Annotated in this window: 9 protein-coding genes and 1 CRISPR repeat array; of the genes, 1 reads left to right on the top strand and 8 read right to left on the bottom strand. The window is 66.5% G+C overall.

What is annotated here, in order from left to right:
• The first annotated feature begins 33 nt into the window (after positions 1–33).
• Positions 34–541: direct repeats of the CRISPR family, unit length 28 nt; unit sequence CTTCTCAACCGCCTGCGCGGCGGCAAAC.
• 97 nt (positions 542–638) lie between these two features.
• The 5 genes from cas1f to WBH99_RS02620 are packed head-to-tail and all read right to left on the bottom strand — an operon-like array spanning position 639 to position 5,174.
• On the bottom strand, positions 639–1,592 hold the full coding sequence (cas1f, locus tag WBH99_RS02600; RefSeq protein WP_424218553.1) for a type I-F CRISPR-associated endonuclease Cas1f: 954 nt from the start codon (positions 1,590–1,592) through the stop codon (positions 639–641).
• Positions 1,589–2,122, bottom strand: a complete 534-nt coding sequence (locus WBH99_RS02605) for a type I-F CRISPR-associated endoribonuclease Cas6/Csy4 (RefSeq protein ID WP_424218554.1) — start codon at positions 2,120–2,122, stop codon at positions 1,589–1,591. Before WBH99_RS02605 ends, cas1f begins: the two co-directional genes overlap by 4 nt.
• The gene (csy3, locus tag WBH99_RS02610; protein WP_424218555.1) at positions 2,119–3,195 is read right to left on the bottom strand and encodes a type I-F CRISPR-associated protein Csy3; all 1,077 of its coding nucleotides are present in this window, start codon (positions 3,193–3,195) and stop codon (positions 2,119–2,121) included. Before csy3 ends, WBH99_RS02605 begins: the two co-directional genes overlap by 4 nt.
• Positions 3,196–3,243: 48 nt before the next feature.
• Positions 3,244–4,080, bottom strand: a complete 837-nt coding sequence (locus WBH99_RS02615) for a type I-F CRISPR-associated protein Csy2 (protein ID WP_424218556.1) — start codon at positions 4,078–4,080, stop codon at positions 3,244–3,246.
• Positions 4,077–5,174, bottom strand: coding sequence for a hypothetical protein (locus WBH99_RS02620; protein ID WP_424218557.1), 1,098 nt, complete (start codon positions 5,172–5,174; stop codon positions 4,077–4,079). The genes WBH99_RS02615 and WBH99_RS02620 overlap by 4 nt, the downstream gene beginning before the upstream one ends.
• Before the next feature lie 296 nt (positions 5,175–5,470).
• On the opposite strand from WBH99_RS02620, the gene WBH99_RS02625 reads away from it, so the two are divergent.
• Complete coding sequence (locus tag WBH99_RS02625) at positions 5,471–8,497, top strand: hypothetical protein (protein WP_424218558.1); 3,027 nt, start codon at positions 5,471–5,473, stop codon at positions 8,495–8,497.
• Positions 8,498–8,561: 64 nt separating this feature from the next.
• Here WBH99_RS02625 and WBH99_RS02630 read toward each other — a convergent pair whose 3' ends face one another.
• From WBH99_RS02630 to WBH99_RS02640, 3 genes are all read right to left on the bottom strand, one after another.
• The gene (locus tag WBH99_RS02630; protein ID WP_424218559.1) at positions 8,562–8,987 is read right to left on the bottom strand and encodes a putative toxin-antitoxin system toxin component, PIN family; all 426 of its coding nucleotides are present in this window, start codon (positions 8,985–8,987) and stop codon (positions 8,562–8,564) included.
• A 35-nt stretch (positions 8,988–9,022) separates the two neighbouring features.
• Positions 9,023–9,274: a type II toxin-antitoxin system Phd/YefM family antitoxin gene (locus WBH99_RS02635; RefSeq protein WP_303908084.1), complete on the bottom strand. Its 252-nt coding sequence runs from the start codon at positions 9,272–9,274 to the stop codon at positions 9,023–9,025.
• A gap of 162 nt (positions 9,275–9,436) precedes the next feature.
• Positions 9,437–12,790: UvrD-helicase domain-containing protein (locus WBH99_RS02640; RefSeq protein ID WP_424218560.1), on the bottom strand; the 3,354-nt coding region annotated here is incomplete at its 5' end.

A 12,790-nucleotide genomic window follows, 5' to 3' on the forward strand; every position in this document is an offset into this window, starting at 1 on the left:
CGCATCTCTTGCTCGTGATTTACTTGAGTTACTCTTCTCAACCGCCTGCGCGGCGGCAAACGCCAACGGAGTAGCTTTATCGTGATCCGTGAACTTCTCAACCGCCTGCGCGGCGGCAAACGTCTGGATGTTTTGACGGGTCAATTAATTGATCTTCTCAACCGCCTGCGCGGCGGCAAACTGGTAGATCTACTTCTCTACGCCGTGCCTGCTCTTCTCAACCGCCTGCGCGGCGGCAAACATATTCGCGCAATAGCTTATGATGTTCGCCTACTTCTCAACCGCCTGCGCGGCGGCAAACATCCTAGCCAACGGAGTAGCTTTATCGTGGTCCTTCTCAACCGCCTGCGCGGCGGCAAACGCATTGAAACTTTTCGAGGATCTGTGCTTCATCTTCTCAACCGCCTGCGCGGCGGCAAACTGTCCCTGCAAGAGCGAATGGCAGCCCAGGATCTTCTCAACCGCCTGCACGGCGGCAAACAGTCTTTTTCTAACTCCGACATGGTGCGTTCTCTTCTCAACCGCCTGCGCGGCGGCAAACTGGATGGGTTTTCTGGATTCATCCGTGTAAACAATGACTTGTGCCTCAAAATCCGGTTGTGGCTTCGTTTTTCATGATGTTCTCCAAGTTGTTGATATCAAATTGGTTTTTCGCAGAGCTGTTTGACGAAGCCGAACAGGAAGTCGAGGGCGTCGGCGTCCTGGAGGGTTTCGATGAGGAGGGCGCGAAAGGCGTTGTCCTTGACGCGGAGGTCGGTGCCGCAGGTGAAGGCGAGGGGCATGACGTAGGCGTCCTTGATCAGGTCGGCGATGTCGAAGACCAGGGCGCCGCGCCGGGTCTTGCCGTGCAGCAGGGGGAAGGCGTAGCTGATGCCGAGGCCATTGAGGGCGACGGCGGCGAGGCCGTAGGCGAGGTAGTTGCCGTGGTCGAGGAAGGCATTGATCCGCTCTGCCTTGCTGCCTTTGGCGCCCATGCCTTCCTGGCGGGTGAAGTCGAGGCCGTGGCCGGCCGCGAGGCTGGCGTAGAGCGTCCGGGCCCATTCGGCTTCGGCCAGCAGCAGGGCCTGAGTGTCGGGCACGGCGGCGCTGCGCTGGCGGAGCTTGTCGATGGCGGCGGCGGGGAGCTCGATCTTGCGTTGCAGCAGTTCGCTGTTCCTGGCCCAGGCCTTGCCGGTGAGGGTGATGCGTTCGGCGATCAGGGCCTTGGCCAGTTCCAGGCGCCGCGCTTCGTCCAGCCACTGGCGCACCCAGGACTGCATGTATTCGGTCGGCCGGTATTCGCTCTGAGGGGTGAGGAAGACCGGCTCGACGGCGGCAAAGAGCGGCGAGCCGCCGCTGCCGCAGAAGCCGACCAGCACGTTGGATTCGGCCAGCCGGCGCATGGCGGCGTCGGTGATCGAGGTGCCCTTGCCGAGCAGCAGCAGGGCGGTGTTGCGTTCCGGCAGGTTGAAATACTGCTCCACGTCCTCGCCGGTTTCGCTGAGCCAGACGATGCGTTCATCCTTCTGGAACACCCGGACGTGCTCCAGGTAGAAGAGGTTGGCCCGCTTCGAGAGCAGGATCTGGCGGGGCTTGGGGTGGGCCTTGTTCATGGCAACCGGGGCAGGGCGAAGGGGCGGGAGGCGCTGGCCAGGCCATAGGCGTCCGGTTCCGCCGACCCCTGCGTCGAGCCGGGCTGGGCTTCCACGTAGAGGCGCCAGGCCTGGCCGTTACTCTGGCTTTGCAGGGTGAACCAAGGCAATTCGGCGGTGTCGGCGGCCTGGATGCGGCGCAGGCGCAGGTTGCCGTCGGGCTTGCGTTCCGCCTTGCGGCTGGGGATGCGGTAGCGGCGATAGCTGATCCAGGGGCCGGCGAAGTCCTCGGGGACGGCCTTGGGATAGGCGAAGCGGCCGAGTTCCTGGAGTGCGGCCTCGCTAGCGGCCACCAACCGGTCCAGGTTTTCCCGGCTCGCGGCAAATACCCGCAGGCGGGGGAAGTTGCGCGGGTAGTCGGGCAGCGCCAGGGCGTATTGCCCCGGGTCGCGCGCGAACACCCCGTGCAGCACTTTCAGGGTGAGGGCCGCCCCTGGCGGCGAGGCGCGCGGCCCGAGCTGGAAATCCACGTAATGGCGCGCTTCCATCATTCCTTGCCTCCGGAGAAGACCCCGCCGCGGATCAGGCAGGCGATCATGAACATGCCGTCGGGGCTGGCCGGGTCGAGGGTGTTGAGGCGGCGGGCGAACTCGAAGGCGGAGGTCTTGCGGTCGCGGAAGAATTCCTGGGCTTCCAGGCTGGCGCCGTTGGGCTCCACCGGCAGCGGCCGGCCATGCTCGGCGTAATTCGGGTACCAGGTGTCGAAGGTGCGCAGGGCGTTGCCGATCTTCTGGTCGCGCAGGGCGGCGTGGCCCATGGTGCGGGTGCTTTCGAATTCCATGGCGCTGTTGCCGTGGGGGCGTTCCGGCGAGCCCAGGCAGTAGAGGGGACGGGCAAAGCCGCGCGGCTTGTCTTCCACGTAGTTCTGGGAGGGGAAGACTTCCAGGGCGCCGCGCACGCCGAAATCCAGCCGTGCCTCGATGTCGAGACCGCTATCGTCATTGCCGCGCAGGCCGTCGGCGATGTAGGCGGCGATCCGGCGCTCGGCATCGGTGCTGTCATCGAAATGGTGCAGGGGGATGGCCAGGGCGTCGAAGCGGGCAATGGCCTGGCCCGCCACGCTGACGCTGACTTCGACCTTGCGCGCGAGGGTGCGGTTGCGCCACAGCCAGCGGCCGTTGGCGATGTTGCGGGCAAAGCGCCGGGCGACTTCGTCCAGGCCGCCGGAGGCCTTGGCCCGTTCGATGAAGCCGGTGACGCTGTCCCGGTAGTTGCGCACCAGGTCGTCGGCATCGGTGCTGGCCGGGGCGCAGGCAAACAGCACGTCCTTCAGGTCGAGAAAGCGCAGGCTGAAGCGCACGGCCAGGGCCTCGGCTTTTTCATCGAGTTTGGCGGTGTCGGTGGTCTGGATGTTGGAGACCTCCTGGCGCTTGGCGTTGGCGGCGGTGCTCTTTTCCGCGTCGCCGTCCTTGTTCACGTTCTGGGTGCCGCGGATGCCGTGGCGCACCACCATGACCGGGGTCTGGCCTTCCGGAAGCACGTTGAAAAACGGGGCGTCGGTGATCACCAGGCCGCGTTGGAAGGCGAGGACGCCGGGCAGTTTCTTGAATTCGACGGCAGGCATGGGAAAGCTCCTTCTCGAGAGGGAATAGGGAAGAAATAAGGGGCTGGATTAGCGTTGGGGCTGGGCCTGGCGGACCACGAATACGTCGTCCTGCAGCCAGCCGTGTTCCCACCAGGGAATCGGGCGCTGGCCGTAATCGCGGCTGGAGACGTACTGGACCAGGCCGAGCAGGGGTTCGCAGAAGGCATGGCGCGGGGTTTCGCCCGAGTCGGTCTGGCGCACGCCGGCCCGGACCTCGAAGGGCGTGGTCATGGCGTAGCCGAGCACGCTGGCGGCGAGCCAGGATTCGGGCAGCGGCGGCGCCGTGCCCTCGGCCTCGGGCGCTACGTGCCTGGCCGGCTTATGGCCGATGGTGGCGACCAGGGCATCTACCGGGGAACCTTCGCCCTGGAGCAGGTCGCTGCGTTCGATCAGCCAGAAGCCCTTGGGCAGGCGCAGCTCGTCCAGTTCTGCGCCGGACTGGAGCTCGGCGTAGCCGTCGATAGCGCCGCCGGCGATGCGGGCGGTGCGCAGGAAGCGTTGCAGGCGCTGCGTGTTGATGCTGCCTTGCACCTCGATCAGCAGCGACAGGGTCAGGTGGCAGCTGGCGCTGGGCTGTAGCGACAGGGCATGGGGATTCCTGGAGGAGTAATCCACCGCGTCGATGAAGGTGGCGCCCCGCCGCTGCTGGGGATGGAAGTCATAGAAGCCGTCGCTGCCATACTCGCCCAGGAGCTGGGCGTCGTGGTGCAGGATGGCGACGCGCAAAGGCTTGCAGCCGGTCTTGCGGCCCAGGTTGTGGCCGAACAGCACGCAGGCCAGGACCTGGGCCGGGCTGATCGCCAGGTTGCCGGCCAGGGCGTTGGCGGCGCGGATGCGCAAGCGGGAGAGCAGCAGGTAGCTCATCGCACCACCGCCTCGATCATGGCCTGCAGCTCAAAAATGTCGGCCTGCTCGAACTGGAATTCCTCCTGGCCGTCGCTAAAGCGGTAATCGGCAATCAGACCCGCCAGTTGCAGGGCGAAGGCGCGGGGCCAGTCCTTGTCGCGCAGCTCCGGGTCCACCAGCCCCCGGCGCACCGGGTCGGCCTCGGCAAAAACCAGGGGCGAGCCGCCCGCCGGCAATAGCTCGCGCTGGGCCAGCAGGCGCTGCCGGGCGGCTTCGCCCTGGGCCAGCACGGCCCGGGCGATGCGGCGGATGTGGACGATTTCCTCGTCCCGGGTGGCCATGTTGGTGGGGATCGAGCCTTTATGGCGCCGCCGGCAGTCAGCACACCAGTCCCGGAAAGCGCGCAGCAGGGGGCGGGGCAGGCGGATGCGCACGCCCTGGAAATACAGGGCGAGGAGGGCCTGCACCTGGCGGTTTTCCGTGGGGGCGAAGAAAACCAGGGGACGCTGCATGTTGCGCACGAGCGAGCCCACATTTTGAGGGTTGGCGCCGCCCAGGCCGAACACCGCGACGGGAATCCGCCGGCGGGTGTCGTCCGGCACTTCTTTCAAGCGCTCGTTGTGCTGGCGGACCTGGGCCCTGAGTTTGCGATTGACGCCGCCGGCAGTGAGCGGCGTGACCGCCACATAGCCGCCTTCTTTTGGCAGCAGCAACTGCCGGGCGCGCAGGGAGACCTTGTTGGTGCCGATCCGGGTGCCCCGGGCCGTGGCTTCCGTGAGGGTCGTCAGGATGCGTTCGGCTTCGTCGGCCGGGGCCGTGGCGCGACCTTCCCGGAGCTGGTTGAGCTGCTTGACCGCAGTGGCCGTCTTGCCGGCATTGGCGATGTAGTCGAGCGCCGGGACTTCGCCCGCGCCGAGCAGGGTGCGGGCGGAGACATAAGGCAGCTTCAGCCCCTGTTCCGGCGCCAGGCGGATGCCGCCGGGCGGGGCGTTGGAATTGACGGTCTTGTGGGAAAAGGTGACGAGTTCGGCGCAGGTGGCCGCATAGAGTTCGTGGGGCAGGGCGACCCACTCGGGAGGTTCGGATGCGTCGGGCTTCCTGGAACGTGCCATGTCATGCTCCTCGCTTAGGATGGCTATGATGTCGGCACGTTAGAGCCGGGGGCGACTTCCTGTCAATGAAAATTTTCTTTATATCGTTTCAAATAACTAGGGAAATTTTTTCCTTTGTGCTCCTTTCCTTTGTGCCCCTTTCCTTTGTGTCTCCCTTCCTTTGTGCCCCTTTCTTGGGTCCGCTAGACTTCAACCGCCTGCGCGGCGGCAAACAAATGACGCTCGTTTCTAACAACTACTTCTCAACCACCTTCCCGGTGGCGGCCGCAAGGCTACCACGGACTTGAACGAACCCCATGCACATTCTCCTGATTTCAGCCTGCGAGCGGCGGGCGGTGAAGCGAAGCCGGGCGATCCTCGATAGTTACGCGATCCGCACCGGCTTTCGTTCCTGGGCGACGCCGATCACCCTCGAAGGGTTGCGGGAGTTGCGCGGCCTGCTCAAGGCCTCGGCCACCCGGCAGACGGCGGTGGCCTGTTACCGCAACGAGGGACGGGAGCGGATGCGTCTCCTGTGGGTGGTGGGCGCCCGGGACAGTTTCGGGCCGGAGGGGCATTTCCCCGCCGGTCACACCCGGCGCCGGGCGCCGCCGCCGTTCTGGCTCAGCATCGTCGGCCTGCTGGCCCAGGCGGCGGGGCTGGGGCACGACCTGGGGAAGTCCGGCAATTTCTTCGCCGACAAACTGGCCCGGGCAGTGGCGGGCGGCCCCCCCGAGGCCGATCCGGTCCGGCACGAGTGGATTTCCATGCGCCTCTTGCAGGAACGGCGCCGGGGGCGCGACTGGGGCCAGGCCTGGTCGGTTTTGGCGAACAAGCTGCCGCTTGGCGAACCGGGCGGACTGGAAGATACGGGCATCGACAGCCCCCAGCATGCCCTGGATTACCTGATTGCCACCCATCACCGCCTGTTCGGCCCGGTAAAGGGTAATTCGAGCCCCACCAACGACAACCATGTGCAGGAAGCCGGGCGGGCCCGGGAACTGCAGCCCGCCGGAGCGCTGCCCGATGACCTGCTCGAAGGGCTGGAGCGGCTCCAGGCCCGTCTGGTGCGCAAGGCCGGGGAGCGCAGCCCGGCCTTCTGGCGAGGGGCGGCAATCCTCGCCCGGGCGGCCTTGATCCTTGCCGATCATGAGGTTTCCGCCCGTCCCTGGCCGGGCGGCGTGCCGGGCTGTGGTCTTTATGCCAACACCAAGGAGGGCGCCTACGATCAGCCCCTGGACTGGCACCTGCGCAGCGTGAGCGGCCGCGCCGCCGACTTCGCCTGGCGCCTGGCCAGCCTGCGCCTGCCCGGGCTGGCGACGGAGAGCGTTGAGCACATCCTGGCGCCGGCCGAGGAAGGGGGGCGTTTCGCCTGGCAGAACCGGGCGGTGGCGGCGGTGAGCGCCCTGCGCGAGCGTTCGGAAGGCGGTCTGCTGATTTTCAACATCGCGGCCACCGGCGCCGGCAAGACCCTCGCCAACGCCAAGCTGGCCTGCGCGCTGTCACCCCGGCCCCGCTTTGCCATCGCCCTCAACCTGCGCAGCCTGACCCTGCAGACCGGCGATGCCCTGGCCGACGAGCTGGGCCTCGGGGAGGACGAACTGGCGACGGTGATCGGGGATCGCAGCGCCAGCCAGCTGCATCGGGCGGGCAAGGACGCCGATGCGGCCCATGCCGGCGCCTTCGCGACCGAAGGGCCGGCGACCGAATACGAGGCCCAGGGCGGCGCGGTGGAATTGCCGGAATGGATGGAGGTGCTGACCGGGCGGCGGCCGGTGCTGCGCAGCGTGATCGGCGCCCCGGTGCTGGTCTCCACCATCGACTACCTGATCAACGCCGGCGAGCCGGGACGCCAGGGCCACCATGTCTCGGCCCTGCTGCGCATGGCCGATAGCGACCTGGTGCTGGACGAGGTGGATTCCTACGAGCCCGATGCCCTGGTGGCCGTGCTGCGGCTGGTGCAGGTGGCGGGGCTGATGCGGCGCAGCGTCATCTGTTCCTCGGCGACCCTGCCGCAGCCGGTGGCCGAAGCCGTGTTCCGGGCCTTTCGCAGCGGCGTGGCGATGCGTTCCGCCCTGAAAGAACGGCAGGCTTCCTTCGGCATCGCCATCGTCGATGACCAGACGGCACCCACCACCTTTTCCAGCGATGCGGATCTGCCGGGGCAGTTCGCCGAGCATGTCCGGCGTCTCCTGGCGGTGCCGCGCCCGGCGGTGCGGCGGGCCTGGGTGTTGCCGGTCAGCGCTCGCAGCGGTGCTGCCTTCCACGAAGCTATCGCCACTGCGGTGGCGCGCCTGCACGAGGCCCATGCCTGGAACGGGCCGGGTGGCAAGCGCCTGTCCTTTGGTCTGGTGCGGGTCGCCAACATCAGTACGGCCATCGCCACGGCGCGGGCCCTGGCGCAGGACTTTCCCCAGGCCCGGGTCGCGTGCTACCACGCCCAGGAGTTCCGCATCCAGCGCCATCTCAAGGAAAGGCGGCTGGATTTCCTCTTGAACCGCAAGCGGGGCGACGGGCACATCGTCCAGGACGCGGAAATCGCCAGGCTGCTGGCGGCGAGTACCGCGCCCGACCTGCCCTTTATCGTCGTCGCAACCCCGGTGGAGGAAATCGGCCGTGACCATGATTTCGACTGGGGCGTGATCGAACCTTCCAGCGCCCATTCCATCGTCCAGACCGCCGGCCGCATCAACCGGCACCGCCTGCGGCCCGTAAGCGAGCCCAACGTGGCGATCCTGCAGCACAACCGGCGCTGGCTGGAGGGGCGTAGCGGCGAGGCTTGCTTTGTCTGGCCGGGCCTGGAGTCCAAGTCCGTGGAGCATCGCTATTCCAGCCCCGATCTACTCACCCTGCTCGCCGACGCCGACCTGGATGCCCTCGATGCCCGGCTGCGCCTGGGCCAGGGGCGCATGGCGGAGGACGAGGATCGCATCCTCCGGGCTCGCCTCAGGGAGCCCTTGAACATCCTCGAAGCGAGCGAGGAGTTCCGCTCCCAATGGATGACCCAGTCTTTCTACCGCAATTACGCTCTGCGCGACGAGACGCCTTGCGAAGCCTGGCGGGCCGAGTGTGTGGAGGGCGCCTGGGTCTTCCGCCGCCAGGCGCGGGCCGGCGAGACCGAGCCCTGGCTGACCCGTGCCCTGGCCGGGGAAGTGCCGCGTCTGGCGAACGACTGGCTGACCTGGGACCTCGATGAACTGGCCGCCAGTTGCGCCAGGATGGACATCGCCCCCGCCGCCGGGCTGGAACTGCAGGTGCCCAGGCGGGAGGAGCGGACCGAACTGTGCTGGGACAGGTCTTTCGGCTTCGGGGTTGGCGCAGAAGCCCGGCGCGGGGCATCGTGAGTGGGGAGGAGAGGTCTAAGCTACCAGCCGCTTGCGCTGGGTTTCGGCCTCGTGCATGAACAGATCAGGGCGAGAATTCAGACTGACCCATGGCGTCGGCGGGAGAGAGGATGCGCACCCCCAGGGCTGACGCGGTCTCGCTCAGGACCAACAAATCCTGGTCGCCGGTGACCAAGCAGTGGGCTCCGGCTGCGAGCGCCACATGGAGGAACTTGTCATCCGCCGGATCGCGACACAGCATCTTTGCGGCAATTGCCGACGGCACCTCAACCCAGCGTGCGATGGACTCAAGATCAAGCAGGAAGCGCTGACGCTGTTCGAGCGTGACGTAGCGGTCAAAATTTGGTCGCCACAGCCGTTCCTTGAGCTCGGCAAAGGTCTCGGCAGAAAAGACCGGCTGGCTGTTTCGCACCACCCACCGCGTCACCTGCGCGGGCGCCCCGCTGCTGGACAGCAAGCTGCTGATCCAGACATTGGTGTCGATGACCACGGCGAAGCCTGGGAAACTCGAACGCACGCGCGGGATCAGCTTTCGTCGGCCAGCAGTTCAGCCAGCTTTTCCGGTGTCAGGCCGGCGCGCTCCGCGTCAGCGGCGGTTTCGTCCATGGTTTTGAGCAAACGATCCGCGTAAAAAGCCCGCATTGCCTCGTAATCCTCGGCGCTGACCATCACGCCCACCACACGCTCGTGGCGCATCACCCGCACCGGCTCGCGCTGCACGCGGTCGAGAAATTCGCCAAAACGGGTCTTGGCTTCATTGGCGGTATAGGTTTGCATGATCGGGGCTCATTTCCTGTAAACAACAGTCTCAATTTAGACAAATCGTTCGAATCGGTCAAATCGCTTGATTCGGTCGGTGACAATCTGTCGCTGACCGACTTGTCTTTTTCAAGCCAGTTCGTGCATGTGCAAATTTTGCATATTGCTTTCTCGATCCAATCATCCGTCTGACCCGGCAGGCCCGAACACCAGCTCCGGCAGCACCACTTCCCAACTGTCGCACTGGCAGCGGCCCTGGTATTCCGGGTCGCTGTCCGACTTGCGCCAGGTGAGCATGGCATGGACCCGGGCGTTCAGGCAGGTCAGGCCCGGGGGCGGGGCGAATTTCTTAGACAGCCGGCCGACGGGCTGGCCGGCGGCGTTCAGCAGGGCGTAACCCCTGTCATCCTGCACCAGTTGCAGGGGGTCCCCCACCTGCAGGGCGGCGAGGCGGCGATGGATGGGGGCGCCGGCCTGGTGCCAGCCCGCATGGCTGAGCACGATTTCCTGCAGCGTCGGGATCAGGTAGCGGTGTTCCATGCCCGGCGGCTGCGGCAGCCACTGGCTGGCCGGGCGATGCAGCAGGGCGGGGCTCGCCGGCAGCGTATCGATGAAGGGATTGCCCGGCTCCAGCCGGGCCAGGGTCAGGGTGGCCCGGGCTCGGGTCATGGCGACGTAGTAGAGCCGGCGCACGGCGTCGGCATCTTCGCCCCGCTGGGGGGTCCATTCGCCGTCCAGGATGAACACGTGCTCGAATTCCAGGCCCTTGGCCCGGTGGGCCGAGAGCAGCAGCAGGCCGTTCTGGCGCTGGCGGCTGGCCCGGCCCCATTCGGCGAGCCAGTCACGGAAATGGGGCAGCGATACTTCCGCCCCCTGGCTTGCCTCGGCGAAGGCGGCGAGGGCGTCGTTCAGGCAGGTCCGCCAGCGGGTTTCCGGATAGTCGGCCAGCCAGGCCAGCAGGGTTTCTGCCTGCACCAGGGGGCCCCGGACCTGGGCAAAGGCCAGCAGGGCCTGGGTTTCCCGCAGCCGCCACAGGGGCGGGGTTTCCTCGTCGGCCATGCACACCGGCAGCCCCAGGCTTTCGCAGGCGGCCCGCAGGGGGTCGAGGAACTTCCACTGGCGGGCGATCACGGCGGTCTTGTCGAGTTCCAGGCCCAGGGTGCGCAGGCGCTGGATTTCCGTGAGCACGGCCATGGCCTGCTGCTGGGCATCCCGTCCGGCGGGCAGGATCTGCACCCGGCCCTGCACCACGCTGTCACGGCCTTGCCAGGCTCCGCCCGGCGGGGACTTGCGCCGGGCCCGGTCGATGCGGATGGCTTGGTCCTGTTTCATGCGTGCCCGGGCCGGGGCGATCAGGGCGTTGGCTGCGGCGATGATGTGGGCCGTGGAGCGGTAGTTTTCCACCAGAAAGCGGGTCTGGGCCTGGTAGTCTTCAGCGAACTTGCGGATGTAGCGCACCGAGGCGCCGGCGAAGGCGTAGATGTTCTGGTCATCGTCGCCCACGGCCAGGAGGGTGAGCTTGCTGTCTTCGTCCCTGGCCTTGCGCCCGGCCAGGGCGGAGATCAGGGCGTACTGGTCGGGGCCGATGTCCTGATATTCATCCACGAGTATCCAGCGAAAGCCGGCCAGCAGACGGTCGCGCTGGAGGTCGGCCTCGTCGGGCGGCAGCCCCTGGCCTTCGAGCAGGGCCGTGGCTTCGCGCAGCACGGCGGCAAAGTCCTGTTCACCCTGGCGCTCGGCAAAGCTGGCGCCCACCAGGCGCATGGCCAGGGCGTGGCAGGTCATCACGGTGACGCCGGCGGCGTCCTGGCCGATCAGGCCTCGCAGGCGGCGGTGGATTTCCAGGGCGGCGTGGCGGTTGTAGGCCAGGGCGATGATGCTGTGCGGATTCTCCCGGCGCCCCCGGATCAGGTAGGCGATGCGATGCACCAGCACCCGCGTCTTGCCCGATCCCGGGCCGGCCAGCACCAGCATGTTGGTGCTTTCCCGGTCATCGGTGACGATGGCGCGTTGATCCGGCCTGGCCAGGGTTTCGACGATGGCATCCCAGGACTTTGGCGAGGTCTGACGCTCCAGTTCGACTTCCCGGCCGGGCAGCCAGCGCTGGCAGAATTCCGCCCCGCTGAGGCTGAAGTAATCCATGGCTAGATGCAGGGCGTCGGCCATGCGCTGCAAACCCCGCTCGGCATATTCGGCCATGATGTGGATCTGCCGGGTCAGTTCGTTGTAGTGCAACTCCAGGGGCCGGAAGTGGCTCTTGTCGAATTGCAGCTTCCAGTTGCTTTCCAGGTGCAGGGTCATGGCCGTGCGGAAGATCGCCAGCCCCTTGTTGAGGCGCAGCACCTCCTGTTCATGGAGCCAGAGCAAGGCGCGGTCTACCAGCTTGCGCAGATCGGGGGTTTCCGCCGCCAGCAGCGGGTCGCCGGAAACGCTGGCGGTGAGCTTGTCCAGGGTCGTTTTTGCACACTGGTCATTGCCTTTGGCACCTTTTTCGAGACAGGACAGCCAGTGTTCGAGCAGGCGGCTGGCGGCCGTGCGGCGGCGTTCGGCCATGCGCTCGATATGGTGCCAGCTGCGCCTCAGCGTCACATGCACATGTTCCGGGTCGCTGGCGCGCTTGAGTTGCAGACTGCCGGTACCCTGCCCATCCTCCCGACCATCCCCGGCCAGGCCCTGGATGATCTGCCGCAGCCGTTGTGGCAGGGCATTGCCGTGGCCCTGATCCTTCAAGGCCTGGGTGAGCAGGCGCAGGTTGAGCGGATAGCCCTCACCGGCGATAACATCCGGCGCGGTTTCACGCAGCAGGGCGAGGAGGGCCCGTTCCAGGGTGCAGGCTTCCTCCAGGCGTTTTCTGGAGGAGCGCTCCACGCCCACGTGCACGAAGGCTGTCATGCTCATGTCGTTGCTGGAGATGCCCAGCTTGTCGAACAGGTACAGCGCCTCGCGCAGGGCGGCGGGGGTGAAGCCCGCCTGGGCCATCAGCTCGTCGGTGGTGATGCCTTCGTCGGCCGGGGCATCGATGAGGATCTGCAGCAGGTTGAGATATTTCTTGCGCTCCGAGGCAAGTAAAATGACGCCCTCCAGCTTGCTTTCTGCTTCCGCCAGGTCCTTGACGCGCAGGGAGGAAGGGAAAATCTGCACGCTGTTTTCCTCGCGCCGCACCAGTCCGGCTTCTTCCAGCCAGGCGATGGCGGTCCGTACCCGGGTGTCGTCGGTGGCGATGTCGTGCTTGAAGTTTTTTTCCTTGTCCTCGTCCAGGATTTCGCCGGAAGTGACAACCAGGGGCAGATCCCGGTTCTTCTTGCCCTGCAACTGGCGCAGGGCCCGCAGCACACTCTGGATGTCACGCCGCGACAGGCGCGAGGCGGCGGACATGCTGTGCTGGCGCTCCACATCGTCGCTGGCATAAAGCAGCACACAGCGGGCGGCGGCCCGGTCCCGCCCGGCCCGGCCGGCTTCCTGCAGGTAGTTTTCCAGGGAACCGGGAATATCGGCGTGCACCACCAGGCGCACATCGGGCTTGTCGATGCCCAT

The sequence above is a fragment of the Azovibrio sp. genome (genome assembly GCF_049658005.1).
GTDB lineage: Bacteria > Pseudomonadota > Gammaproteobacteria > Burkholderiales > Rhodocyclaceae > Azovibrio.